The organism is Arthrobacter sp. 2762 (assembly GCF_040548745.1).
In the GTDB taxonomy this organism is placed as follows: Bacteria; Actinomycetota; Actinomycetes; order Actinomycetales; family Micrococcaceae; genus Arthrobacter.
On record NZ_JBEPSI010000001.1, the window covers coordinates 48,898 to 73,401 of the forward strand.

General features: G+C 62.9%; 19 protein-coding genes and 1 tRNA gene. 7 read left to right on the top strand and 13 right to left on the bottom strand.

Annotated features, from left to right (window positions below):
* Positions 1–177: 177 nt before the first annotated feature.
* From ABIE18_RS00230 to ABIE18_RS00240, 3 genes are read left to right on the top strand one after another with little or no spacing between them, the layout of a single operon-like run.
* On the top strand, positions 178–1,152 hold the full coding sequence (locus ABIE18_RS00230; RefSeq protein WP_499720635.1) for a branched-chain amino acid transaminase: 975 nt from the start codon (positions 178–180) through the stop codon (positions 1,150–1,152).
* 12 nt (positions 1,153–1,164) lie between these two features.
* Positions 1,165–2,142, top strand: a complete 978-nt coding sequence (locus tag ABIE18_RS00235; protein WP_499720636.1) for an acetamidase/formamidase family protein — start codon at positions 1,165–1,167, stop codon at positions 2,140–2,142.
* The gene (locus ABIE18_RS00240) at positions 2,135–3,559 is read left to right on the top strand and encodes a dihydroorotase (protein ID WP_499720637.1); all 1,425 of its coding nucleotides are present in this window, start codon (positions 2,135–2,137) and stop codon (positions 3,557–3,559) included. The genes ABIE18_RS00235 and ABIE18_RS00240 overlap by 8 nt, the downstream gene beginning before the upstream one ends.
* Positions 3,560–3,622: 63 nt before the next feature.
* Here ABIE18_RS00240 and ABIE18_RS00245 read toward each other — a convergent pair whose 3' ends face one another.
* From ABIE18_RS00245 to ABIE18_RS00265, 5 genes are read right to left on the bottom strand one after another with little or no spacing between them, the layout of a single operon-like run.
* On the bottom strand, positions 3,623–5,170 hold the full coding sequence (locus tag ABIE18_RS00245; protein WP_499720638.1) for a carboxyl transferase domain-containing protein: 1,548 nt from the start codon (positions 5,168–5,170) through the stop codon (positions 3,623–3,625).
* Positions 5,171–6,436 carry a CaiB/BaiF CoA transferase family protein gene (locus tag ABIE18_RS00250; protein WP_499720639.1) on the bottom strand — a complete coding sequence of 422 codons (1,266 nt, stop codon included), beginning with the start codon at positions 6,434–6,436 and terminating at the stop codon, positions 5,171–5,173.
* Positions 6,437–6,455: 19 nt separating this feature from the next.
* On the bottom strand, positions 6,456–7,685 hold the full coding sequence (locus tag ABIE18_RS00255) for an amidohydrolase (RefSeq protein ID WP_499720640.1): 1,230 nt from the start codon (positions 7,683–7,685) through the stop codon (positions 6,456–6,458).
* A 56-nt stretch (positions 7,686–7,741) separates the two neighbouring features.
* Positions 7,742–8,473, bottom strand: coding sequence for a hypothetical protein (locus ABIE18_RS00260; protein ID WP_499720641.1), 732 nt, complete (start codon positions 8,471–8,473; stop codon positions 7,742–7,744).
* Positions 8,474–8,526: 53 nt separating this feature from the next.
* On the bottom strand, positions 8,527–9,303 hold the full coding sequence (locus tag ABIE18_RS00265) for a DUF5058 family protein (protein ID WP_499720642.1): 777 nt from the start codon (positions 9,301–9,303) through the stop codon (positions 8,527–8,529).
* Between the two features lie 271 nt (positions 9,304–9,574).
* On the opposite strand from ABIE18_RS00265, the gene ABIE18_RS00270 reads away from it, so the two are divergent.
* Positions 9,575–11,041 (top strand): amidase, encoded by a 1,467-nt coding sequence (locus ABIE18_RS00270; protein WP_499720643.1) that lies wholly within the window; start codon positions 9,575–9,577, stop codon positions 11,039–11,041.
* Here ABIE18_RS00270 and ABIE18_RS00275 read toward each other — a convergent pair.
* The 8 genes from ABIE18_RS00275 to ABIE18_RS00310 all read right to left on the bottom strand — a co-directional run bounded on the left by ABIE18_RS00275 (position 11,022) and on the right by ABIE18_RS00310 (position 18,517).
* Positions 11,022–11,978 carry an AsnC family transcriptional regulator gene (locus ABIE18_RS00275; RefSeq protein ID WP_499721357.1) on the bottom strand — a complete coding sequence of 319 codons (957 nt, stop codon included), beginning with the start codon at positions 11,976–11,978 and terminating at the stop codon, positions 11,022–11,024. The two genes, ABIE18_RS00270 and ABIE18_RS00275, sit on opposite strands and share 20 nt — an antisense overlap.
* Before the next feature lie 153 nt (positions 11,979–12,131).
* Positions 12,132–12,971, bottom strand: a complete 840-nt coding sequence (locus ABIE18_RS00280; RefSeq protein ID WP_499720644.1) for an aldo/keto reductase — start codon at positions 12,969–12,971, stop codon at positions 12,132–12,134.
* A 120-nt stretch (positions 12,972–13,091) separates the two neighbouring features.
* On the bottom strand, positions 13,092–13,544 hold the full coding sequence (locus tag ABIE18_RS00285) for a hypothetical protein (RefSeq protein WP_499720645.1): 453 nt from the start codon (positions 13,542–13,544) through the stop codon (positions 13,092–13,094).
* An 8-nt stretch (positions 13,545–13,552) separates the two neighbouring features.
* On the bottom strand, positions 13,553–14,194 hold the full coding sequence (locus tag ABIE18_RS00290) for a bacterial proteasome activator family protein (protein WP_499720646.1): 642 nt from the start codon (positions 14,192–14,194) through the stop codon (positions 13,553–13,555).
* A 79-nt stretch (positions 14,195–14,273) separates the two neighbouring features.
* A complete protein-coding gene (locus ABIE18_RS00295; RefSeq protein ID WP_499720647.1) occupies positions 14,274–14,465 on the bottom strand; it encodes a YbdD/YjiX family protein in 192 nt (63 codons plus the stop codon).
* Positions 14,465–16,774, bottom strand: a complete 2,310-nt coding sequence (locus ABIE18_RS00300) for a carbon starvation CstA family protein (protein ID WP_499720648.1) — start codon at positions 16,772–16,774, stop codon at positions 14,465–14,467. Before ABIE18_RS00300 ends, ABIE18_RS00295 begins: the two co-directional genes overlap by 1 nt.
* A 153-nt stretch (positions 16,775–16,927) precedes the next feature.
* On the bottom strand, positions 16,928–17,470 hold the full coding sequence (locus ABIE18_RS00305) for a PadR family transcriptional regulator (protein WP_499720649.1): 543 nt from the start codon (positions 17,468–17,470) through the stop codon (positions 16,928–16,930).
* A gap of 63 nt (positions 17,471–17,533) precedes the next feature.
* A complete protein-coding gene (locus ABIE18_RS00310) occupies positions 17,534–18,517 on the bottom strand; it encodes an NAD(P)H-quinone oxidoreductase (RefSeq protein ID WP_499720650.1) in 984 nt (327 codons plus the stop codon).
* A 102-nt stretch (positions 18,518–18,619) separates the two neighbouring features.
* On the opposite strand from ABIE18_RS00310, the gene ABIE18_RS00315 reads away from it, so the two are divergent.
* The 3 genes from ABIE18_RS00315 (at position 18,620) to ABIE18_RS00325 (ending at position 24,481) form a co-directional block, all read left to right on the top strand.
* Positions 18,620–18,710 (top strand) — tRNA-Ser (locus tag ABIE18_RS00315).
* Between the two features lie 224 nt (positions 18,711–18,934).
* Positions 18,935–19,720 carry a VOC family protein gene (locus ABIE18_RS00320; protein ID WP_499720651.1) on the top strand — a complete coding sequence of 262 codons (786 nt, stop codon included), beginning with the start codon at positions 18,935–18,937 and terminating at the stop codon, positions 19,718–19,720.
* Between the two features lie 228 nt (positions 19,721–19,948).
* Entirely contained in the window at positions 19,949–24,481 is a 4,533-nt protein-coding gene (locus ABIE18_RS00325) for an ExeM/NucH family extracellular endonuclease (RefSeq protein ID WP_499720652.1), read from the top strand.
* Positions 24,482–24,504 lie beyond the last annotated feature (23 nt).

The window sequence follows — 24,504 nt, forward strand, 5'->3', positions numbered from 1 at the left end:
CGGATTCCTTTAAGCCTGCTACTCCGCGACCATTCGCCCGCAGAAGGGTTCCCAAGGTCCCCTTGGGCCATTGACACCACCGCCAAGTGACTTCAATATAGTGAGCAAGTGCCGCTTGAGATGAAGCTGGCTGCTGTCGACGCCGCCAGCACAGACAAATGAGGAACGGAACCTACCATGGACGACTTTCAAGAAGCAGCAGCCGCAGTTGGCACCCGGCAGCCAGCTCCCGCCCAGCCAGTAAAGTACCTCCTCCACGACGGTGAGCTGGTGGACTATGCCGATGCCCGCCTTCACGTGCTGAGCACATCCCTGAAGTACGGCGTCGGGGTTTTTGAGGGCTTCCGAGCGTACTGGAGCGAGGACGATCAGCAACTGTATGCCTTCCGGGTGGCCGACCATATGAAGCGACTGATCGATTCCATGCGGGTTGTGGAAATTGACGGCCCCCAGGACATCGACCAGCTCGGCGAGCAGCTGCTCGGACTCATTCGCGCCAACCGCCTGCGGGGCAATCTCCATATGCGGGCACAAGTATTCGTCGATTCCAAGGATGGCAAGCCGGAAGACACGGGTCCCTCCACTGTCTTCATGGCAGCCATTCCCATGGGCAACTACTTCGGTGCTACCGGCTTGGATGTGCAAATCAGCAGCTGGGCGCGTCTCTCCGATCGGTCCATGCCACCCAGAGTCAAGTCCATTGCCAATTACCAGAACGGGAGGCTGGCCCTGTTGGAAGCCAAGCGAAATGGCTATGACGCGGCATTGCTTCTCACCGAAAGTGGCCATGTGGCTGAAGGCGCCGGTTACAACGTCTTCATGGTCCGCCAAGGAAGGCTATGCACTCCCCCCGTAACCGACAGCATCCTAGAGGGAATCACCCGGGACAGCGTCCTGCACCTCGCACGGACTGAATTGGGCCTCGACGTTGACGTCCGGGCCATCGACCGCACAGAACTGTACTCAGCTGACGAAGTCTTTGTCTGCGGCAGTGCCGCAGAGGTAAATCATGTTGCCTCGGTTGACCGCACCACTATCGGCAACGGAACCGCCGGGGACCTCACCCGCAGCCTCCAGGATCTATACCGGAGGGCCGTGATTGGACAGGTCGCCCATGATCAGAAATGGGCCACCCCCGTCTACCCGTCCTGAATGGAGGCACCAATGAACGAAACGAAGACGCTGCAGAAAGTGCCGCGCGTCGGATTTGGCAATGCCTCGCTTTTCTTTGAGTCCGGCGCCAAACCGGAACTTACCGTCGACCAGGGCGAGCATTTCTGGATGGACGCGCGCAGCCTGCTCACCGGAGGCCTCTTCGAAGAGACCGGGGAGTACGAAAAACTGTCCATCCCTGTCACTGGTCCGGTTGCCGTTCGCGGAGTGAACCCCGGCGATATTTTGCGAATAGACATCCACGAAATCAGGATCGACCATCGCGGTGCGATGGTGACGCTGCCAGGACGCGGCGGGTTCACTGACGGCCTGGGACGAGCAGGTCACGTGGTGGAGATAGCGAACGGGCATGTTGTGTTCGATGAGGAAACAGCCATTCCTGTCCGTCCCATGGTGGGGAAAATCGGAGTGGCACCTGTGGGTGCCGGCCCTGACTCCAGCACCGTGGGAATCCATGGAGGCAATATGGATTGCAAGGACGTAACAGCAGGTTCCGCCGTCGTGATCCCTGTCCAAGTAGCCGAGGCGATGATTTACGCCGGTGACCTGCACGCGGCGCAGGGCGATGGCGAGTGCTCGCTGACGGCGGTCGAGGTCGAAGGCAGCGTCCGCCTCTCCTGCACAGTCGTTCCCCGGCCCACAGTTCCAGCTGCAGCGAAACAGACCGCCCGCAGCCAGCGGCCAGTCGTCCTCAGCGGCGGTTCGGTGATCACAATTGGCGACGGCGACACTCTGGATGAGGCCGCGAGGCTCGCCTTGGACGACATGCTGGAACTGCTCCAAACCGACAGGCAATGGTCGCGGGAGAAGACGGCGATGCTACTGAGCGCCGCCGCGGACGTGTCCGTTTCACAGCTGGTCAACGCCCGGGTCTCGGCCAAGGTCACGCTGGCCTCCCGCTATTTCGGCACTGAACCCTTCTCCTTGGAAACTCCCGACACTACGAATGCGCAGGTCTCTCATGTTTGATCTCCTCCTGACCAATGGACTGGTTGTCACGCCCTCGGGTGCTGAACGCCTGGACATCGGCATAGCACAGGGCAAGATCGTGTCCCTCCGCGCCACCGGAGTCGGCACGCCCGACGAAGCCCGGCGCGTGGTGGACCTCAAGGGTCAGCTGGTGGTTCCCGGCGGCGTCGATCCGCACGTACACACCAACTCGGTGCTTCCCACCGCGGCGGAGAGCGGCATCATGTGCTTTGGCCCTGACCGTGTGAGTGAGGGCGCCATATATGGCGGCACAACCACACTGGTGGACTTCGCCCACTGGAAGCCAGGCGACGAACTATCTGAGTCCTTCGCCCGGAAATCGGCCGAGTGGGCCGGCTCTACCTACACGGATTACGCGCTGCATGGGACGTTCAAGGAGCCTGAAATCCCCTTCGAGGTCCTGGAGCAGATCCCCGACGCGGTGGCCGGGGGCCATGGCAGTTACAAGGTGTGGATGACGAACACGACGCCGACGCGGCCCAAACAGAAAACTGATCTGGGCAACATGTGGGGGCTGATGGAGCAGACCGCAGCTGCTGGTGCCATGCTTGCCGTACACGCCGAGGACGATGACATCGTCATGTACTCCTACAAGAAGTTGCAGCGCGAGGGCAAGATCGGCATCGAGTATATGCACCATGCCCACAACAACTTGTCCGAGAAGCTGTCGTTCCAGCGCGCCATCACACTGGCTCATCATGTTGGAGCCCCGATCTATTTGATGCATGTCAGTGCCCGCGAGGGCGTCGATGCAATCCGCGAGGCCCGGGGACGCGGCCAAGCTGTTTATGGGGAAATCCTTCCCCACTACGCCTATTTCACCGCTGATGATTACCGGCAGAAGAACGGCGCTATCTACCACACGTATCCATCGTTGAAGTCTGAGACAGACCGGGACTCGATGTGGGAGTCGCTGCTGGAGGGCTCGCTCAGCACCCTGGCGACCGACGGCGTCTGCACAGACCTTGACGTCAAGACGCGCGGAAAGACGATCCTGGACGCAACCGGCGGTCACGCTGGCGTGGAGATGCGCATGGCTGTGGCGTACACAGAGGGCGTGTCAAAGCGTGGACTGGACCTGCCACGTTTCGTTGACATCACGTCCGCCAATGCCGCGAAGATCCTCGGCCTCTACCCACAAAAGGGCGTCATCGCCATTGGCAGCGACGCGGACCTCGCAGTTCTGGACACCACCGTGGACCGCCGGATCACCGCATCCGACCTCCACGAGGCGGACTACACCCCATGGGAGGGCTACAGGGTGGCGGCGTGGCCAAGCATGACAGTACTCCGCGGAACTGTCATGGTGGAAGACCGCAAGTTGCTGACCGGGCCTGATGGCACACTGCTTAAACAACGGGTGTCCAGCGACGTGCTCAACCGCCCGGCTTGCTGACTGCCCGCAAGGATAGGCTGAAGCCCTGCCCGCTGAGCGAGGAACGGGCAGGGCTCCGGCCCCCTACGACACCAGCGCGCGATACCTCGCCCGTCGCTGCGGGAGCCCGGGCGCACCCCGCCGGGCAAGGCCTTGGAGTTCGACGGCGATCACGTCACCGATGCGGCGGCAGAATTCAACGGGCTCGTGGGCGGCGTCAGGGAACTCATCCACCACCACGTCTACCACTCCTCTGGCTGCGAGCGCGGCAGCCGTGATGCCCTGGCTCTCCGCGAGTGCCGGTGCGTGCGAAACGGTCCGGTGCACAATGGCGCTGGCACCCTCCGGCGGCAGCGGTGCGAGCCAGGCGTTCCGGGCAGCGATGGTCCGGTCGGCGGGCAGCAGTGCCAGTGCCCCTCCCCCCGTACCTTGGCCCAACATGACCGATAACGTTGGCGTTCCGAGGGCCAGCAGGTCATAGAGTGACCGGGCAATTTCGGTGGCCAACCCACCTTCTTCGGCTTCTTTCGAGAGCGCCGCGCCGGGGGTGTCGATCACTGTGACAAGTGGGAGCCGCAGTTCCCTGGCCAGGCGCATCCCGCGTCGGGCATCGCGCAGCGAGGCCGGGCCCATGGCGATCGGGCTGTTCTCAGTAGGAGAAGAACGTTGATGCCCCACCACCACGCAGGACGTGGCACCGAAGCGTGCGAGCGCCACGAGCATACCCAGGTCCTTGGAGCCATCGCCCGCGCCGCGCAGCAGCACCACGCTGCCTGCGGCGTCCTTCAGGAGCTCCACTGTGGAGGGTCTCAACGGATCCCTCGAGCGCTGCACGGACTGCCAGGCGCCTGCGTCCGCCTGGCGGGATTCGGGAAGATCGACAGAAGCCGGCAGCGACTCCACCGCCTCGCCCGCAAGGGCCGGCCGCAGCAGGTCCAGCACACGCCCGAAGTAATCCCCCAGAGCTTCCGGAGGAACCACGGCATCCACCAGGCCATGGTCGAACAGGTTTTCTGCGGTCTGCACGCCGGAGGGGAACGCTTCGCCGTGCAGGGCCTCGAAAACCCTCGGGCCCAGGAACCCCAGGAGCGCACCGGGCTCAGCCGCGGTGACGTGCCCCAACGAACCCCACGACGCCATGACGCCCCCGGTGGTCGGATGCCGCAGATACACGAGATACGGCAGTCCTGCTGATCGATGTGCCTGGACGGCCGCCACAATCTCCACCATGGCCAGGAACGCACTGGTCCCCTCTTGCATGCGAGTCCCGCCCGACGCCGGCATGGCCACGAGCGGGAGGTCCAGGTCCGTGGCACGTTCGACGGCCGCTACGAGCCTTTGCGCCGCGTCCCGCCCGATCGAGCCGGCCAGGAAGGCGAAATCGGACGCGACGACGACAACACGGTGATTGCGTATCCGGCCTTCGCCCGTGAGGACGGACTCATCGCTGCCGGACTTCTCGCGCGCCACTTCCAGGTCGGCAGCGTAGTCAGCGGACACAGCGCCAGCCGAACCCAAAGAACCCGTGGCCAAGCGAACCGGACGATCCCACGAAACGAACGTCCCGGCGTCGAGCACGGTTTCCAGCAGTTCACGGACGCCAGGCCGACGGCGGGTGGCAGTTGCCGCCATTCAGTCCACCTCCCCGGCGGCGAGCCATTCGCGGATGCCGTCGCCGTGCTGGTTGAGCAGCGGCGGCGCGGTATGTGCGCGGCGCGTGGACTCCGCGCCGTCGGCGTAATCGAAGAAGCGCAATGGCGGCCCCGGCAAAGTGACGGGCCCCAGAACGGGGTGATCGACGTCCACGAGCAGTCCTTGCGAGGCGAGCTGCGGCCACTCGTAGACTTCCTTGAGTGTCCGGACCTTCCCGGCCGGTATGCCGGCGTCGCTGAGCTTGGCGAGGAGCGGCTCGGCATCGTAATCGGCGAAGGCAGCCTCCACAACGTCGATGACGCGGGAGCGGTTTCGGACCCGGTCCGCGTTCGTAGCGAGCCCAGGACCGGAGGGGTCGATTCCAAAGGCGGCAGCAAACGCCGCCCAGAGCTTCCCGCTCCCGACGCTGATCTGGACACTGCCATCCCGGCAGCGGAAGAGCCCGTACGGTGCAATGGACGGGTGGTGGTTTCCCTGCGCCTCCGGGGCTTCACCGGCGACCGTGACCTTGGTGCCCTGGAAGGCATGGACACCCACAAGGGACGCAAGCAGGGACGTCCGCACCACTTGCCCGCGGCCCGTATGTTCCCGTTCCAGCAAAGCAGCCACCACGCCATACGCGCCGGACATCCCGGACAGGAGATCGGCGATCGGCACACCCACCCGTTGCGGATCACTGGGCCCGGAGCCTGTGAGGGACATGAGCCCGGCTTCGCCCTGCAGGATCTGGTCATAGCCGCTGCGGTGCGATTCAGGACCGTCATGGCCGAAACCTGTGATGGAGAGGATCACCAAACGGGGGTTGATGTGGTGCATGGCGTCGGTGCTGAAGCCGAGCCGTTCGAGGACCCCTGGCCGGAAGTTTTCCACCACGACGTCGGCGCGCTCCAACAGTTGGCGGAGGACGGTCCGGCCATCGTCGCTCTTGAGGTCCAGCGTGAGGGATTCCTTATTGCGGTTGCAGGACAAGAAGTACGTAGCTTGCGGATCGTCTTCGGGACCAACGAACGGTGGACCCCACCCGCGGGTATCGTCTCCCGTGCCGGGGTTTTCAATCTTGATGACCCGCGCCCCAAGATCGCCCATCATCATGGCGGCGTGCGGGCCCGCAAGCGCCCGGCTGAGGTCCACCACGAGCCTTCCGGCCAGCGGTCCCTGGGCTGCTTGCAGGGACGGACTTACCGACGGCGGCACGTCCGTAGCGCTTTGTGGTTGGGTCAAAGAATCTGTCAAAGCTGAAGTCATGGGAATGTCCTTGAAAATGTCAGTTGCCCAGCCGGGACATCAGCACGGCGACGGCGGCCGAGACGCCTCCGGCCAGCGAGCCTTCCAGCTCGGGGGCGAAGAACGGCGAGTGGTTCACGGGGATGGGCCCCGGACCGTCGTTCCCGGCTGCAGGAGTACCGCCGAACATCCAGAACACGGACGGCACACCGATCGCCGTCCCCAAATGCCCGAAGTCTTCGCTGCCCATCATCGGCGGGGTGATTTCCACCGACTCAGCCCCCAACTCGGCGTGCAGTGCTTCGATCACGGCAGGAACGGCGTCGGGATCGTTGAAGCATTGCGGGAAGCGGTACATCTCCTCGATCTCGGGCTTCGGCGCCCCGGACGCGGCAGCCTCTGCCGCGATGATGCGACGGACAGCGGAAAGGACCTGTCCGCGGACGTCCTCGTCGAACGTGCGGATGTTCAGGGTGAACTCCGCAGACGCCGGGATGATGTTCTCCTTGAGGCCGGCATGGAAGGTACCCACCGTCACGACGGCGGACTTCCGCGGGTCCAGCTCACGGGACACAATCCCCTGAAGCCGGGTGACCATGTGCGCGGCCATGACGATCGGGTCAATGGAATCCTGCGGCTGGGAGCCGTGCGACTGCTGGCCATGAACGGTGACACGGAGCGAATCGGCCATGGCAGCCACCGGACCGCTTGAAATGGCAACCGTTCGCACCGGCCGTGGCATGACGTGCTGCCCGAAGACCACTTCCGGCCGGGGAGCCTTGTCCCACAGCCCGTCGTCGAGCATTGCCAGCGCGCCTGCCGCGGTCTCCTCACCCGGTTGGAAAATCAAAACCAAGGTCCCGGACCAAGCGTCCCGGTTGCCTGCCAGCAGCTCGGCGGCACCGAGCAGGCTGGCCACGTGCGTGTCGTGGCCACAACCGTGCATTACCGGAACCGAGGTGCCATCCGGCAGCGTTCCGGTGTCCGTGCTGGCGTAATCCAGCCCGGTGGCTTCCTCGATGGGCAGGCCATCGGAGTCGGCACGGAAGGCCACCACGGGACCGTCGCCGTTCCTGAGGATTCCCGCCACTCCGGTGCCACCGCAGCGGAAGTGCTCAATGCCCAGGGCGTCCAACTGCTCCTCGATGAGTGTGGCGGTCGCGAATTCCTGCATGGACAGCTCCGGATGCGCGTGAAGGTGCCGGTACAACGAGTGGAGCTTCGCGGTCTGCTCGGCATCGAGCTGGAGGGCTGTGGCTGTTGAGGTCATGGTCCTGTTTTCCTGATTCTGGTAGTCAAAAGGGCTGTTCCGGTGCGCTGCGGCCGCTACTCGATGTGGATCGGCTTGGCCTCCATGACCTGCTTTCCGCGGAAGAACCACGCCAGCAGGATGGTTCCCAGCACGGCGATGGCGGTGGACACCATGGCGAGGGACGGCACCAAGGGGAGCACCACGAAGACGACGACCGCCGAGACCAGCAGTGCGAAGACCGTGGTGCGGGGCTGCTTCATGGACACAATGGCCTGCACAAGGACTGCACCGAGAACCGTGGGAAGAACATACAGGCGGGTCACGAGAAGTACAGACGGCGGAATGACGCTGATCAGCCAGCTGCCCAGCAGACCGACGAAGATCGCGAGAGAGATCAGGTGGACTGCGGCAGCACCGCAGATAGCGACGACGGCGGCAAGCTCCGCGCGCTTACTGCCCGGCTTGGCGCTGATGTTGGTTTGGGCGATCAAGGCCGCTGGCAGGAGCTTGTTGGAGATGTTGCCGATCATGAAGGCCTGGTACATGGCGGCTGGCCCGAGGATCGGGAAGTACGTGAGCGGCTCAATGATCCAGATGATGCCGAAGGTTGCGGCGACGGCCGCGAAGGCGATCCAGAGTTGGGCAGGGCCGATGTCGAGGCCGCTGGCAAAGACCAGGTACAGCGGACCGGCGATGGAGATCAGCAATCCGCCGATCATGGTGATCTGCCCCCAGCGGGACGTGGTGCGGTTGAAGTCCGCCATGGCGGTATTGGTGGTGACAGGAGCGGAGGTAATGGAAGACATGAGGGGTGTTCCTTTCGTGCTCAATGGTCAGGGGCCGCAGGCCGGAGTTGGGGTCAGGCGCCGACGGCCGGACCGACGGCGAGGTAGGCAGCGCCCAAGCCGATGACGATTGAGAATCCCAGTCCCCATTCGCGCAGCCAGCTCTTGCCGAGCTTCTTGGCCAGCAGCAGGCAGAGACCCATGACCGCCGCCGAGACAACGAAGGAAAGGACGTGGGTCCCGGATTTCGGCAGCTCGGTGAGTCCCAGGCAGGAGAACGCGCCGATCAGGGCGGCTGCCGGGACGATCGCCATGGCCGCAGGGTTCACGGAGCGGATCTTGGCGTCGCCCTTGCGGAGCAGCGGGGTCAGGATCAGGGTGGCAAGCATCCACATCGCGCCGCCGATGCTCATGGCGAAGAACGCGACCGCGAAGACGCTCTGCGTGTAGCTGGCGTCGCCGAGTTTTGCTCCCATTGAACCTGCGGCGATGCCGGCTGCAGATACGTCGTAGGCGGCCGATCCGATCAGGCCAATCCTGGACAGGACAGCCGGCGCACCAAAGAGTCCCAACAAGGCAATGGCTACGAGTGAAACGGCAAGTGAGGGTCCGATCGCCGAAACGGCTCCGGAGCGGAACGAGGTTTTGATGTCCTGTGCGCTCATGTCCACGGAGGGAGCTGCGCGGCGGGCTGCCTTCATGAAGATGAGGGACTGGATGATGATGACGCCGAAGACGCCGGCAACGCAGATCCAGAGGACCGGGTTGTTCGCGATGGACAGGATGTCGTTTGAGCCGTTGGCGGCGAACGGCTGGAGTGCGAGGGATTGAAGTGCCAGGGGTTGATACATGGGAACCTCCGGTTGGTGCCCGGCGCCAGTCCGCGGTCGACGTCCTTGTGCGGTACGTACTGCGCTAAGGGCAAATCCTTGCCCAACGACCAGATCGGCCAGTTGGTTAGCAACACCTTCTGCTATGAGCCGGATCATATGCAATAGCTGACGGAATCAGCCATTTGATTGGCCGGAACAGTCAAACGGGACTTCCTTGAAAGCACAGACTTCCGCGGCCTGATGTGACCGGGCACACTTTCAGGCAGAGAACACCCAGCAAAGGAGCACCATGTCTGACACCATTGGCGAGCTGTCCGCCGTCGAACTCACCGCCGCCATCCGGGAGAAGAAGGTCTCGGCACGCGAAGCCCTGGCCGCCCATCTGGAGCGGATCGCCCAGGTGAACCCCGTCATCAACGCTGTGGTCACACTCGACCCGGAGGGAGCCCGGAACCTGGCGCACCGCGCCGACCAGCGCACCGCCTCCGGCGCGGAACTTCCGCCCCTCCACGGCCTGCCCATGACGCACAAGGACACCAACAACACCGCCGGCATGCGCACTACCCAGGGGTCGCTCGCATTGCGCGACTTCATTCCCGACGCCGACGACCTGATCGTTGCGCGCTTGAAAGCGGCGGGGGTGGTCAGCACCGGAAAATCCAATGTCCCCGAGTTCGGAGCGGGATCACACACCTTCAACGAGCTCTTCGGCACCACCACCAACCCCTACGCGCCCACCCTGAGCGCAGGCGGCAGCAGCGGTGGGGTTGCCGCCGTCGTCGCCTCCCGCGTCCAGAGCATCGGCGACGGCAGCGACATGGGCGGCTCGCTTCGCATCCCGGCCTCCTTCTGCAACGTGGTCGGCTTCCGGCCGTCGACGGCGGTGATCCCCATGCCCTCCGACGTCAACGCTTACGCCTGGCTGGGGCGGACGGGCCCCATGGCCAGGAGCATTGAGGACATTGCATTGTTCATGTCCGTCACGGCCGGCAAGGACCCTCGCGTTCCCCATCCGGCAGGTCTTGATCCGCAGGTATTCCGCGCCGGACTGGAGACCGACATGCGCGGTGTGCGCATTGGCTGGTCACGGGACTTCGGGATTGGCGTACCCGTGGAACTGGAAATCCTTGACCATCTCGAGCGGCAGCTGGCAGTTTTCGAGAGCCTTGGAGCGATCGTGGAAGAGGCCACACCGGATTTCAGCGAGGCGGACCTGGTATTCGGCAACACGCGGGCCATGGACTTTGCCGCCGGGCTCGGGCCGATCCTGGAACGCGCTGGGGACGTCATCAAGCCGGAAGTCCATTGGAATGTGAATAAGGGCCTGGCTTTGACTGCCCGGGATCTCATCGAGACCACTGCGGCCCGGTCCCGGCTTGAAAAGCGTGTGCAGGAGTTCTTCGGGCGCTACGACCTCTTCGCCAGCCCCTGCGCCCAGGTCCTGCCTTTCGACGCAGCCTTGCGGTACCCATTGGAGGTAGCGGGCGCGGCCTCGGAAACCTACCTGGACTGGATGCGCTCCGCTTGCTTGTTATCCGCCACAGGCCTGCCCGTCCTCAGCGTGCCCGCCGGATTCAGCTCCTCGGGCCTGCCTATCGGCCTCCAGCTCGCCAGTAACCACTACACGGACATGCAGCTGCTCCGGTGGGGCCGCGCCTTCGAGCAGCAGACCGGGTACGCCGCCGTCGCCCCCGTCATTGCCGCTGGATCTGATGCACCAGCGGGCGCGGCAACGCTCACGACGACGGCCGCATGAGCCGTCCGCCGCGCTTACGGGCGTCGAGCAGGATGGAGACGTCGACGGCTGCGGCGTACTGCGCCCAGTCCGAGCCCGTTATGAAGCGGTAGAGGGAGGACATGTCGCCCACGGTCACGTCCGCGACGAGCTGGTAGTCGCCTGCGATCGCGGCTGCATAGCGAACCACGGGAAGCTCCGCCAGGCCTTTGCCGAGCTGCTCAACGTGTTGCGGCGAAGCCCGGATCCAGAGCAACGCCTCTACGGCCAACCCAAAGGACGCGGGTTCAACTACCGCCCGGAATTGGACCTGGTTGTTGGCCAGAAGCCACTCGCTGCGGCGCCTGGCAGTAGCCTCGGAGACGCCGACCCGCCGCCCGAGTGCCTCGAAACTCATTCGGCCATCCGCACACAACGCGTCTACCAGTTCAGTGTCCTGGCGGTTCAGTTCCTGCCGGGGCTCCAGGATGCCGGAGTCGGACGTCAAACTCGAGCGAAGCGCTTCAGCCCTGTCCGCGGTCAGAATCTCGGGCCGCCAGCCCCGGATGGTCCGGAAGTAGCGCAATACGGGGTAGCTGGTGGAGTCGCGCAGTCCGATGGTTGAGGGCAACTCATCGGAGAGGACATCGCCCATGCGGTGTGGTTCGGTGAGGATTTCGGCAACGCAATCGCCAGTGCCCGTGGTGGTGTAAACGAACGTGGTGTCGGTGCGCTGCGCGAGTGCTTGTGCAGCGGCACGCACGGTTCCCGGGGTGCAGCGCATCTCCACGAGGACTGCAGTCGGCCTTGGGCGTACCCCCACCACTGCGACGGCCCCGGATTCCAAGAGCTGCGATCCCCGGCGGGCCACCGTCCGCTCAGCTTCACCGAGCACAGCGGCCATCTTGCGCCAAGGACAGCGCGGATCCAGTTGGAGGGCAGCGACAATCTGCCGTTCCAATGCGTCAAACACCACCATGCGAACTCCGTCCGTTGCGTCGCTCAATTTCACCACGGACTCAAGGTTCACCACGGACTTCGGGGCGCTGCGCCCCGGTGACGAGTGCCGCCGTCGTGCGTTAACGGCAGGTGCCCCGCCCCATGTACGGGAGCGGGGCACGTGGGTTGGCCCTTAGGCGAAGTCGGAAACCGCCGGGTCGGGGCCGATGCGGCCTTCGGCGCCACGGTCCAAGCCATTGATGGCCTCGACGTCGGCGTCGTCCAACTTCACGCCCAAGGCCGCGAAGTTCTCCTGGATACGGGACTCCGTAACGGATTTGGGGATCACGACGTTGCCGATGGCCAGGTGCCAGGCGATGACGACCTGGGCCGGGGTGGCGTCATGCTTGGCTGCGATTTCGGCCACCGTGGCGTTCTCCAACAGTTCCCCGCCTTGGCCAAGCGGCGACCAAGCCTGCGTCAGGATGCCCTTGGAGGCGTTGAACGCACGCAGTTCGGCCTGGTTGAAGAACGGGTGCAGTTCCACCTGGTTGATGGCAGGAACAACGCCGGTCTCATCGATGATGCGCTGCAGGCCTTCCTTGGTGAAGTTGGAAACACCGATGGACTTGACCCGGCCGCGCTTCTTCAGCTCGATCAGGGCCTTCCAGGTGTCCACGAACTTGTCCTGCTTGGGCTGCTGCCAATGGATGAGGTAGAGATCCAGGGTCTCAAGGCCCAGGCGGTCCATGGATTCTTCGAACGCGGCAAGCGTGGACTCATAGCCTTGATCGGCGTTCCAGAGCTTGGTGGTGATGAAGATTTCTTCGGCGGAAAGGCCAGAGGAAGCAATGGCGCGGCCCACTCCAGACTCGTTCCCGTAAATCTTTGCGGTGTCGATGTGCCGGAAGCCGGCTTCGAACGCCTGGCGCACAACTTTTTCGGCTACATCGTCTTCAACTTGCCACACCCCGTAGCCGAGCTGGGGGATGGTGTTGCCGTCGTTGAAAGTAAGTGTTGGTGACGAAGTCATGTGTGCCATCCTGCCAGCAATGGGTTGCCTGAGGCACCAAATATTACAGAGATCAGCTATCCGCTTAACTGCTTGCACTCTGGAAATATGGGCGCGCGCCAGTATTTGCACACGCTTCCTTTATTGGACCCCTTGAGCCCGCAGTTGGCGTTCGGCGTCGGCAACCTGCTCGAAGACCGACTCCGCCCGGCGCCTAACAGACAATGCGCCCACAGGGACGGGTCCAACGGCCAGCCGAAGCATGGCCGCTGCTTCTGCCGTGGTGGCCAAGGAATTTCCAGCCTTGGACAGAGCGCGGTGAACACCGGCCAGTGAACCGGGAACGTCCAAGCCATCGCTCGGCGCCCGCTTTTGGGCTTCCACGCAGATGGTCCTCACGCGAGGAGACAACTCAGCCAGCTCATTCGCGATCTCCACGAGCTCGTTGTAGAGCTGGTCGTCGTCAACGCCTTCAAGAACCTGATGGTACCGGTCCAATCCGCGGTGAAAGCGATCGTGCGCGCGGCGCCAGAGCCCCTTACCCAGCTCAAGATCGTCCTTCCGCCCTTGCCGGACGGCCCCAAAGAAACCCACGGTCAAGCTCAGAGGTACTGACCCGGGCCATGGTCCGGATCTTCGGCCCGGCCCTGGGGAGCGGCACCAGGCGCACCCGGTGCAGCGGCCCGCTGGGGTTGACCGTTTTCGCCGATGACGATGCCGGGCGCAATGACAGTTCCTGGCGGAAGCTGACGGAGTTGCATCTGTGCGTTTGCGGCCTGCTGTGCCGCGACAGCAGCCTGGATCCCGTGGAAGAGTCCCTCCAACCAGCCGACAAGCTGGGCTTGGGCGATACGAAGCTCTGCATCCGATGGCGCCTTCTCATCAGGGAAGGGAAGACTGATGCGTTCCAGCTCTTCGATGAGCTCCGGAGCTAATCCGTCCTCGAGTTCCTTGATGGAGCGCTCGTGAATCTCTGCGAGCCGGCCCCGGGCAGCATCGTCCAGCGGTGCACTCTTCACCTCTTCAAGGAGCTGGCGGATCATGGTGCCGATCCTCATTACCTTGGCTGGTTCGTCAACAAGTTCCTGGAGGTTCGCGCCCCTGGGTTTGGAATCCTTGACGGGTACCGCATTGCCCGAATGTTCTTCTGTGGGTGTATTGGTGCCCTCGTCCAAGGTGGTTCCCTCCACGGGGGTGTCGTCCGAAGCCTCATCCGTGGGCTGAATGTCGTTCAGATCGCTCATCCGTTCATACTCTCATGCGGTTCACGGGAACCTGGGTCCAGGACCGGATTTTGGACTTCGTTCGTAGCGAAACTACACGTCAGCAGCAGCGCCCTTGAGGATTGCTGTCCTGCCGGTCCATCCGGTCCCGCCAGAACTCACGCTCTGTCATGGCAGGACCGGAGTGGGCCGTGGACGTGAAGTGCTCCAGGTACTTCCGGTAAGCGTCAGCGCCCATGAGTGAGCTCATGTAGGCGGCGAAACCTCGAAAGCCCTTTGCCATGGAAATCATTAGTGATGCCCCGCCTTTTGGGTCCGTTGCCCGGCCGGCAAGGCGTTCCATTCGGCGAGCAGCTCCTTCTCTGCGGAGGTCGGGAACAGCCCGGCGGGAGCAAAGACCTTGGACGGCAAGGCCGGATCCTCGTGATCCTTTCCGCCGCCGGCACGGAAGGCCCTGACTGTTGCCACCACGGCAGTGATGATCACGATGATGCTCAAGGCGACGAAGATGACCGAAAGCACGCCTTGAATCGCTGTATTGCGTACCACCGCTTCCATGGCTGCGAGTGTCTTGGCCGTCCCGAACTCCGTTTTGCCATCTGCCAAGGCTTTCGCAAATGCCTGGTTGTTGGCGAAGTAGCCCACTGCGGGAACCGGCGAGAAGATCTTGTGGAAGCTGGCCGTAATGGTGACAACGGCCGCGAAGGCCAAGGGGACCGCCACGATCCACAGGTAACGGAAGGCCCCGCGCTTGGCCGCAATAGCCATGCACACCGCCAGGGCAATCGCGGCCAGGAGCTGGTTTGCGATGCCGAACAGAGGGAAGAACGTGTTGATGCCGCCAAGGGGATCCGTAACGCCCAGCAAAAGTACCGCCCCCCATGCTCCCACCATGATGGCCGTGCACAGCCAAGCGCCCGGGCGCCATGCGGGCTCCTTGAACTTGGGCACGAAGTTACCGATGGAGTCCTGCAGCATAAAGCGGGCAACTCGGGTTCCGGCGTCCACTGCGGTAAGAATGAAGAGTGCCTCAAACATGATGGCGAAGTGGTACCAGAAGGCCATCATTGCGGGGCCGCCAATGAATTGCTGCATGATGTGGGCCAGGCCGACCGCCAAGGTGGGGGCTCCACCCGAGCGCGAGATGATGCTCTCTTCCCCGACGTCCTTGGCCGTCTGTGCCAAAAGGTCAGGAGTGATGTTGACGTTGGCCAGGCCAAGGCTGTTCACCCACTGCGCAGCGGATTCCACCGTGCCACCCGTAAGTGCCAGTGGCGCGTTCATGGCGAAGTAGATGCCGCGATCGATCGAAATGGCCGCCACCAGTGCCATGATGGCCACGAACGATTCCATCAACATGCCGCCGTAGCCGATGAAACGGGTCTGACGTTCCTTCTCGATCAGCTTGGGGGTGGTTCCCGACGAGATGAGCGCATGGAAACCGGACAATGCACCACACGCGATGGTGACGAAGAGGAACGGGAAGAGCGCCCCGGAGAAAACCGGGCCGTTCTCACGGCCCGCGAACTCGCTGAACGCCGGAACGCTGATTTCCGGGCGGACCACGATGATGGCGACAGCGAGCATCACGATCACGCCGATTTTCATGAAGGTGGACAAGTAGTCACGCGGCGCAAGGAGCAACCACACAGGCAGGATGGCCGCGATGAAACCGTAGACGATGAGGCCCCAGGCGATGGTGACTTTGTCCAGGTGGAAGAAGGCCGCGCCCCATTCGGTGCCGGCCACGGCACCGCCGCCAATAATGGCCGCCATCAGCAGAACGAAGCCAATGATGGAGACTTCCATGACCTTGCCCGGACGAAGATAGCGCAAGTAGACGCCCATGAAGAGTGCAATCGGAATCGTCATGCCCACCGAGAACACGCCCCACGGGCTTTCACCCAGGGCGTTGACCACCACGAGGGCAAGAATGGCCACGATGATGATCATGATGAGCAGCGTTGCCACGAGCGCCGCAGTGCCACCAATGACACCGAGTTCCTCACGGGCCATCTGGCCCAGGGAACGGCCACCGCGGCGCATTGAAAAGAACATGACCAGGTAGTCCTGCACCGCGCCGGCAAGAACGACGCCGATAATGATCCAGATAGTGCCGGGGAGATAGCCCATCTGGGCTGCAATGATGGGGCCCACCAGGGGTCCAGCGCCAGCGATGGCCGCGAAGTGGTGTCCAAACAAGACGTTACGGTCAGTGCGGACGTAGTCCTTGCCGTCGGCCTTGTATTCGGCCGGAGTGGCGCGGCGGTCATTGGGCTTAAGGAGGTACCGCTCAATGACCTTCGAGTAGAAGCGGTAGCCGATCAGGTAGGTACACACGGCTGCGAACACAAACCAGATGGCATTGACGGTCTCGCCGCGGACCAACGCCAGCATGAACCAGGCCACGGCCCCCAGGAGGGAAATCGCCACCCAGATTCCGATCCTTGCCGGAGTCCACCTCCGGTCCTCGGCATCCAGGACGGATTCATCCAAGGCCGTTGCGGGCAGCGTAGGGTCGACGCCCTCCACTTCTCCTGCTCGGTCAGGTTCTGTTCGGTCAGGTTCTGTTTGGTCAGGTTCTGTATGGTCAGGGGTCATGCCCGTGTCTCCTCCTTGAGAACTGCTGCGGTTGTGGCCGCGGGTGCGCTGAACAGTCAGGGCACGCTAACAAAGAGGACATACAGAGGGTGGGGGTGACACCGGAACCCCGGTGGTCTTGCGGTGAGCGGTAGTACCGCTGCGGTGGGCGTACTAATTGAGCCCTCTGTTGCCCTGCGACTGGACCATTCGTGCCTCGCAAAGATCCAGCCAGCGCACTTCCGCCTCCGCTTGAAAGATCAAGGAATCGAGCACAAGCAGCCATGCCGTATCGGAGGACCGTTGGTTGGCCGAAACAGCCTTTCGCGCTTGCGTATGTTCCTGCAGGGCCCGAACGGAAACTTCCCGCTGGGACTGGATGACGGCCGATGCATCCACGCCCGGCAGTGTCACGGCGAGCGCAAGCTTGATCGCGATTTCATTCCTCGGCGGGTTGCCGCGATCCACCGCTCCCTCAAACCAAGCCGCAACTTCCTCCACCCCGGCGTCCGTGATGCTGTAAACGACGTGGCCACCGCCGTCGTCGCCGTCTTTGCTGACAAGGCCATCGCGTTCAAGCCGGTCCAGCGTGGTGTACACCTGACCGATGTTCAGCGGCCAGGCAGCACCTGTACGGTCCTCGAATTCCACACGCAGCTCATAGCCATACCGGGGCTGGTCCTGAAGCAGGGCAAGCAGGCTGTGCCGGATGGACATGAGGCTCCTTGCTACTGGGGAATTGACGGGGGACGTCCTGCATTAACAGGGCTGCTGTGGTTGTTAGAGGAGCAGGAGGACCTTTCCTACGTGCTCTCCGGAATCAAAGTATTCATGTGCCTCGCGGACATGGTCCAGCGGAAATGATTTGGCCACCAAGGGCTTGATGCGGCCGTCGGCGAGCATGGGCCACACGGACTCCCGTACGGCGGACATGATGATGCCCTTTTCGGCCACCGGTCGTGGCCGGAGGGCCGTGCCGATGACGGCAGCACGCTTGCTGAGCAGTTGTCCCAGATTTATTTCGGCTTTTGTTCCGCCCTGCAGGCCAATGACGATCAGCCGGCCGTAGTCGGCGAGCGCTTCGATGTTCTGTTGCAGGTACTTGGCGCCCACGACGTCGAGGATCACGTCTGCGCCTTTGCCTCCGTTTTGTGCCTTGAGGCTTTCAGGGAAGTCTTCCTCGTTGTAGTTGATGGCGATGTCGGCACCGAGGAAGGCCTTTGCTGTACCCACTTTTTCATCAGAGCCGGCGGTGGTGGCAACCTTGGCCCCATAGGCCTTGGCGAGCTGGATGGCCATGGTGCCGATGCCGCCGGTGGCGCCGTGGATGAGAACAGTCTCCCCGGGTTGTAGCTGGGCCGTCATGACGAGGTTCGAGTACACGGTTGCCGCCACCTCGGGCAGTGCCGCAGCGGTGACCAGGTCCACGCCGTCGGGAAGTCGCAGTACTTGCTCTGCGGGCACGGCGACCTGCTGGGCATATCCCCCGCCCGACAACAGAGCCACTACTTTGTCCCCCACTGAGAAGGCTTTGGTGACACCTGGCCCGAAAGCGGCGATGCGGCCGGAGACCTCCAGGCCGGGAATCTCCGAAGCCCCTGGCGGCGGTGGGTAGAATCCGCGGCGCTGCTGGACGTCCGCGCGGTTGAGGCCAGCAGCCACGACGTCGATCAGTACCTCGCCCTCGCCGGGCACCGGAGCCGGTACGTCCCGGACTTCGAGGACTTCGGGTCCGCCTGGTTCAGAAATATAGACGGCTTTCATGACGAACTCCCGGTTTCTTGCTTGTACATCCAGGCCCGGGGCAGGGACTGGAGCACGTGATGTTTTGGAACAGCCAACTCCCTATGAAACACTACTAGGCAGGGAAGGTTGTCCGAGCGGCCTAAGGAGCTGGTCTTGAAAACCAGTGTGCGGTAACCCCGTACCAAGGGTTCAAATCCCTTACCTTCCGCCAGCAGATGCCCCGGGTTCACGAACCCGGGGCATCTTTGGCTTAAAACCCAGGGCATCGTTGGCTTAAAAACCGGACCAGAACTTGGGCCCCAATCCGGATCTGAGAACTGACACCCAGAAAATCATTGAAACTGTCATAGCCCCCGCATAGTGTTCTGCTTGTCCTCGCAACCGCCCACAAACAGCCGTAGCTTCCGCCGCGGAACGAACACAGGAGCCTCACTTATGCCTACGCCTGACATCACCCCCGGCGCCCCGTGCTGGATTGATTTGATGACATCCGATACGGAAAAAGCCAAGTCCTTCTACAGCGCGCTCTTTGGCTGGACTTACGAGACGGGCGACCAGGAGAAGTACGGCGGCTACATCACGGCTTCCAAAGATGGACGCATGGTTGCGGGCATCATGCAGAAACAGGCAGACATGGGGGCCATGCCGGATGTGTGGTCGACGTACCTGCGCACGGACGACATCAAAGCCACCACCGAGGCAGCTGCCGCCTATGGTGGCCAGGTCCTCCTGGAGCCCATGGATGTTCATGAACAGGGCAGCATGGCCGTGTATGGCGACTCTTCAGGAGCTGCCATCGGGGCCTGGGAGTTCGGTGAAATGAGGGGCTACGAGGTCGCTGCCGAATCCGGCGCGCCGGCATGGCACGAACTACTCGCGAAGGACTACGAGTCAGCAGTCAGCTTCTATCAGACCGTCTTCGGTTGGGAAACTGCCGTCATGAGCGATACGCCGGAGTTCCGCTACACCACGTTGGGCGCTGGTGACGATGCCAAGGCCGGGATTATGGACGCAGCCGGTTTCCTCCCGGAGCAGGTTCCGTCCATGTGGAGCGTGTACTTCGCGGTGGACAACACTGACGCCACAGTGGAACAGGCCGCAGCTCTGGGCGCTACCGTGATGGAACCGGCAGCAGATACGCCCTTTGGACGATTGGCCACGTTGTCGGACCCTACTGGTGCCGTCTTCAAGGTGATCCAGAACATGGCGCCGGCCAGCTAACCAGCGATCGCCCGGTTCCTGCCGGCTGCCTCTTGACCTGAGGCAGTCGGCAGGCTCCGCGCGTGCGCCCTCCATCCATCACCGGTCCACTTCCTGTTCATTCCGACATGTTCTGCTATGCCCGAAACCCAGGTTTACCCGGAGTAACTTCCGGCATATCGCCCACTTCACAAGACAGCGGGCGTAGTCCAAAGAGCCCCACAGGGCCCCTAATGAAAGTTAGAGCGGATGCACCAAAAACACTGGAAAGTAGCAGCTGGAACAGCGCTCTCGGCTGGTTTGCTTGCAGCCCCGCTGACAGCCGTTCCCGCGATCGCGGCCGACGATCCGTCAGCGCCGCCGGGCACCTCGGCCGTGGTCATCAATGAGGCCTATCTCAGCGGAGGCAGCAGCGGCTCTGCTTTCAGGAACAAGTTCGTAGAGCTCTACAACTCCTCGGACACTCCGGTCAGCCTGGCAGGGTGGTCGCTACAGTACCGGTCGGCAACCAGCACGGGAGCGCCCACGGGCATCACTCCCCTCACCGGCAGTATCCCTGCCAAAGGCTATTACTTGATCCAAGGAGCTACGAACAGCGGCACGTCCACCGCACCAGCCCTGCCCACTCCGGATGTGCAGGCCACCGGAACCTTGAATCCCGGTGGAACTGCGGGCACGCTGGTCCTGGCGAAGCAGAGCAACGCAGTTTCTCCCCTGGCCGCAGGCTCAGTGACGGACAATCCAGCCGTAGCGGATCTCCTGGGCTACGGCACGTCCAACACCTTCGAAACTTCGGCAGCAACCGCCCCCACTGGCAACACGGACGTCAAGAGCCTTAATCGGAGCAACGGCGTGGACACCAACTCCAACGCTGCCGACTTCAGCTTGAGCGCCACCATCACGCCCACGGCGTCCGGCGGCGGAAATCCACCCACTGAGCCGGAGCCGGCCCCAGGATTGAAGACCATCGCCGAAATCCAGGGCACCAGCGCCGCGAGTCCGCTCGTAGGCAGTACAGTAACCACCCGCGGCAAAGTAACTGCCGTGTACGCTACGGGCGGCTTCAACGGCTACTACGTCCAAACCCCCGGAAGCGGCGGGGAGGCCGCAGGGGCGGCCAGGACGGCGTCGGACGCTTTGTTCATCTACTCCCCCACCACGGCAGGAACAGTGCAGTCCGGCGACTACGTGGAACTGACCGGTGTTGTCAGCGAGTTCGCCAACCAGACACAGCTCACAGTTGAGGCTGCCGGCCTGAAGAAGCTGAGCGAAGCCGCACCGGAGGTAAAGCCCACTGCCTTCGAGATGCCCGCCAACGAGGCCGCGCGCGAAGCCCTGGAGGGCATGCTCGTCGCCCCACAGGGCCCTTACACCGTGACGGACAACTATTCGCTGAACCAGTATGGCGAAATCGGCCTCGCGGCCGGCACATCGCCGTTAGTGCAGCCGACGGCGGTCGCTACCTATGGTTCGGCAGAATATTCCGGCGTGGTGGCAGAGAACGCCCTCCGTGCCATCAAGCTCGACGACGGCGCGTCCACCAACTTTCTCAAGGACGCCACCACCAAGGCCCAGCAACTCCCTTATTTGACTACATCTGACCCTGTCCGGGTAGGCTCCCCGGCGCAGTTCCGGACCGATGTGATCCTGGGCTACGGCAACAACTCCTGGAAGTTCCAGCCGCTCGTCCCGCTGACTCCGGCCACAGCGGAACAAGCCCAGCCGGCAAGCTTCACGACAACCCGCCCCGACGGCCCCGCTGACGTTGGCGGAAACCTGAAGCTCGCCTCCTTCAATGTGCTGAACTACTTCACCACCACCGGCGACCAGCTCAGCGGCTGCATTTTCTACACCGACCGGGACGGGAATCCGATCACGGTCAAAGAAGGTTGCAATGCCCGCGGCGCTGCCAATGCTGAAAACCTCCAACGCCAACAGAGCAAGATCGTCGCTGCAATTACCAGGGCCGGTGCGGACGTCGTATCCCTTGAGGAAATCGAGAACTCCGCCCAGTTCGGCAAGAACCGTGATGATGCTTTGTCCAAGCTGGTGGACGCCCTCAACGTGAAGACGCCTGGCGTATGGGACTACGTGCGGACACCCGCCAACGCTCCCCCTCTAAGCGATGAGGATATGATCCGCACCGCGTTCATTTACAAGAAGGCCGTAGCCGAGCCGCTCGGGGAGTCAATCATCCACAACGACACCGTGGCCTTTGCCAGCGCCCGCAAACCGCTGGCGCAGGTCTTCAAGCCCGTCGGCGCGGACGACGACAAGAAGTTCATCGCAATTGTGAACCACTTCAAGTCAAAGGGGTCCGCCGCCACCCCGGATGACACGGACAAGGGCCAGGGCGCCTCCAACATAGCCCGCACCAAGCAGGCTGCATCACTGCTCGCCTTCTCCAAGGACCTCCAGGCCTCCAAGGGCACGGACAAGGTCTTCCTGATCGGCGACTTCAACGCCTATGCCAAGGAAGACCCCATCAATGTCCTCACTGGCGCAGGCTACGCCGACCTTGAAGCTGGTACCGGCAAGCATTCTTACCTCTTCGGGGGCATGGTGGGCTCGCTGGACCACATCCTTGCTTCCCCGGCAGCGGCCGGGATAGTCAGGGGAACCGACATTTGGAACATCAACTCCGTCGAGTCCGTGGCGCTGGAGTACAGCAGGTATAACAACAATGTGACCAACTACTATGCCGGGGACGAGTTCCGTGCAAGCGACCATGATCCCGTGGTAGTGGGTATGAACCTGGGATCGGATGCGCCAGCCACTGTTGACCTGCAGTTCCTTGGCATCAACGACTTCCACGGCCGGATCGACTCCAACACTGTCCTCTTCGCCGGCACTGTGGAGAAGCTCCGCGCTGCGGCCGCCCCCGGGGCAACTGCCTTCATTTCTGCCGGCGACAACATCGGCGCTTCACTCTTCGCTTCCTCGGTTGCCAAGGACCAGCCGACCATCGATATCCTGAACGCCCTGGAACTCGGGGCTTCCGCAGTAGGCAACCACGAGTTCGACGGCGGGTGGCAGGATCTGCGCGACCGCGTCATCGCCGATGGTACCAACGCGAAGTTTGCCTACCTGGGCGCGAACGTTTACCAGAAGGGCACTAGGACTCCGGTACTGCCGGAGTACAAGGTCCTGGACATGAACGGCATGCGGGTGGCAGTCATTGGTACGGTCACGCAGGAAGTTCCGTCCTTGGTGACGCCGGCCGGAATTACGGATCTCGAGTTCGGTGACCCAGTGGAGGCCATTAATCGGGTCGCCGCCAAGATCAAAGCAGAAAACCTTGCCGATCTGATCATCGTTGAAAATCACGACGGTGCAGCATCGGGCACACCGGAGGGTGCCACCCTGGAGCAGGAAGTCGCAGCCGGCGGACCGTTCGCCAAGCTCGTCAACGAGACCACCCCTGACGTAGCCGCCATCTTCACCGGCCACACCCACAAGGAATACGCCTGGGATGCACCCCTGCTGGATGCTAACGGACAGCCCACCGGCAAAACCCGGCCCATTGTGCAGACCGGCAACTACGGCGAAAACGTGGGAAGCGTGACTCTCACCATCGATACCGCCACGAAAACCGTCACAGGCTATAAAGCCGCCGTGGTGGATCGTACAACGGACACTTCGGAAAGCCTCGTTGCCGCCTATCCTCGGGTGGCCGCGGTCAAGGCGATCGTGGATAAGGCTCTCGCCGAGGCTGCCGTGATCGGGAATCAGCCCGTTGGCGCAGTGACAGCTGATATCACCACCGCCTTCACTCCGGATCCGGCTGGCGGCGCCCCCAAGCGGGACGACCGCGCGAACGAATCCACTCTCGGAAACCTGGTAGCGGACTCCTTGGCGGACACGCTCAAGGCGCCTGAACTGGGTGCGGCGGAGATCGGCGTCGTGAACCCCGGCGGCCTGCGTAACGAGCTCTACTACGCGCCGGACGGCACCATCACCTACGCCGAGGCCAACGCGGTCCTGCCGTTCGTGAACAACCTGTGGACCACATCCCTCACGGGCGCCCAGTTCAAGACCCTTCTTGAGCAGCAGTGGCAGACCAACGTTGACGGAACTGTTCCCAGCCGTCCCTACCAGCAGCTGGGACTGTCCAAGAACGTCAACTACACCTACGACGCCACCCGCCCAGCAGGCGACCGCGTCACCGGTATTTGGGTGAACGGGACAGTGATGGACCCCGCCAAGCAGTACAGAATTGGGACTTTCAGCTTCCTGGCTACGGGTGGCGACAACTTCCGGATCTTCAAGGAAGGCAGCAACACGAAGGACACCGGCTTGGTGGACCGCGATGCCTGGATCAAGTACCTCCGTGAGCACAACCCGGTGTCTCCGGACTTCGCGCGCCGGTCAGTTGCCGTGGTCAACACCACTGCGGCAGAAGTCCAGGCGGGTGAGCCCATGGCACTCGCTGTCTCCAAGCTGAATCTCACCTCGATCGGCAGCCCGGCCAACACCGCCCTCAAAGCCATCTTCGTGGACAGCAAGGGCGCGGCGACGACGCTCGAATCCGTGCCGGTAACGGCAGGCACAGCCACCGTGAACCTCAAGGTTCCCGCGGCGGCAGCTGCAGGCACCGGCACATTGGTGCTCACCGCCGTCGAGTCCGGAACCGTAGTGAAGGCTTTGGTGACCGTGGCTGGGACCGGTCCGAACCCGCCGCTGTGCACTGAGCCCACCAAGCCGACTCAGTGGTACGACGTCGTAGGCTGGCTGCGCTACGCGTGGGCCTGGCTGGAGTACCAGAAGTGCCTGAGGGGCTAAGAAGCCCCTTCGCATGACCCGCC

Excerpts from the sequence above, each read along its gene's own strand:
- ABIE18_RS00265 (WP_499720642.1), bottom strand. The coding sequence starts at position 9,303 with ATGTATCAACCCCTGGCACTTCAATCCCTCGCACTCCAGCCGTTCGCC.
- ABIE18_RS00235 (WP_499720636.1), top strand. The coding sequence starts at position 1,165 with ATGAACGAAACGAAGACGCTGCAGAAAGTGCCGCGCGTCGGATTTGGC.
- ABIE18_RS00250 (WP_499720639.1), bottom strand. The coding sequence starts at position 6,436 with ATGACTTCAGCTTTGACAGATTCTTTGACCCAACCACAAAGCGCTACG.
- ABIE18_RS00325 (WP_499720652.1), top strand. The coding sequence starts at position 19,949 with ATGCACCAAAAACACTGGAAAGTAGCAGCTGGAACAGCGCTCTCGGCT.
- ABIE18_RS00275 (WP_499721357.1), bottom strand. The coding sequence starts at position 11,978 with ATGGTGGTGTTTGACGCATTGGAACGGCAGATTGTCGCTGCCCTCCAA.
- ABIE18_RS00270 (WP_499720643.1), top strand. The coding sequence starts at position 9,575 with ATGTCTGACACCATTGGCGAGCTGTCCGCCGTCGAACTCACCGCCGCC.
- ABIE18_RS00320 (WP_499720651.1), top strand. The coding sequence starts at position 18,935 with ATGCCTACGCCTGACATCACCCCCGGCGCCCCGTGCTGGATTGATTTG.
- ABIE18_RS00255 (WP_499720640.1), bottom strand. The coding sequence starts at position 7,685 with ATGACCTCAACAGCCACAGCCCTCCAGCTCGATGCCGAGCAGACCGCG.
- ABIE18_RS00245 (WP_499720638.1), bottom strand. The coding sequence starts at position 5,170 with ATGGCGGCAACTGCCACCCGCCGTCGGCCTGGCGTCCGTGAACTGCTG.
- ABIE18_RS00280 (WP_499720644.1), bottom strand. The coding sequence starts at position 12,971 with ATGACTTCGTCACCAACACTTACTTTCAACGACGGCAACACCATCCCC.
- ABIE18_RS00290 (WP_499720646.1), bottom strand. The coding sequence starts at position 14,194 with ATGAGCGATCTGAACGACATTCAGCCCACGGATGAGGCTTCGGACGAC.
- ABIE18_RS00260 (WP_499720641.1), bottom strand. The coding sequence starts at position 8,473 with ATGTCTTCCATTACCTCCGCTCCTGTCACCACCAATACCGCCATGGCG.
- ABIE18_RS00300 (WP_499720648.1), bottom strand. The coding sequence starts at position 16,774 with ATGACCCCTGACCATACAGAACCTGACCAAACAGAACCTGACCGAACA.
- ABIE18_RS00240 (WP_499720637.1), top strand. The coding sequence starts at position 2,135 with ATGTTTGATCTCCTCCTGACCAATGGACTGGTTGTCACGCCCTCGGGT.
- ABIE18_RS00310 (WP_499720650.1), bottom strand. The coding sequence starts at position 18,517 with ATGAAAGCCGTCTATATTTCTGAACCAGGCGGACCCGAAGTCCTCGAA.
- ABIE18_RS00295 (WP_499720647.1), bottom strand. The coding sequence starts at position 14,465 with ATGATTTCCATGGCAAAGGGCTTTCGAGGTTTCGCCGCCTACATGAGC.
- ABIE18_RS00230 (WP_499720635.1), top strand. The coding sequence starts at position 178 with ATGGACGACTTTCAAGAAGCAGCAGCCGCAGTTGGCACCCGGCAGCCA.
- ABIE18_RS00305 (WP_499720649.1), bottom strand. The coding sequence starts at position 17,470 with ATGTCCATCCGGCACAGCCTGCTTGCCCTGCTTCAGGACCAGCCCCGG.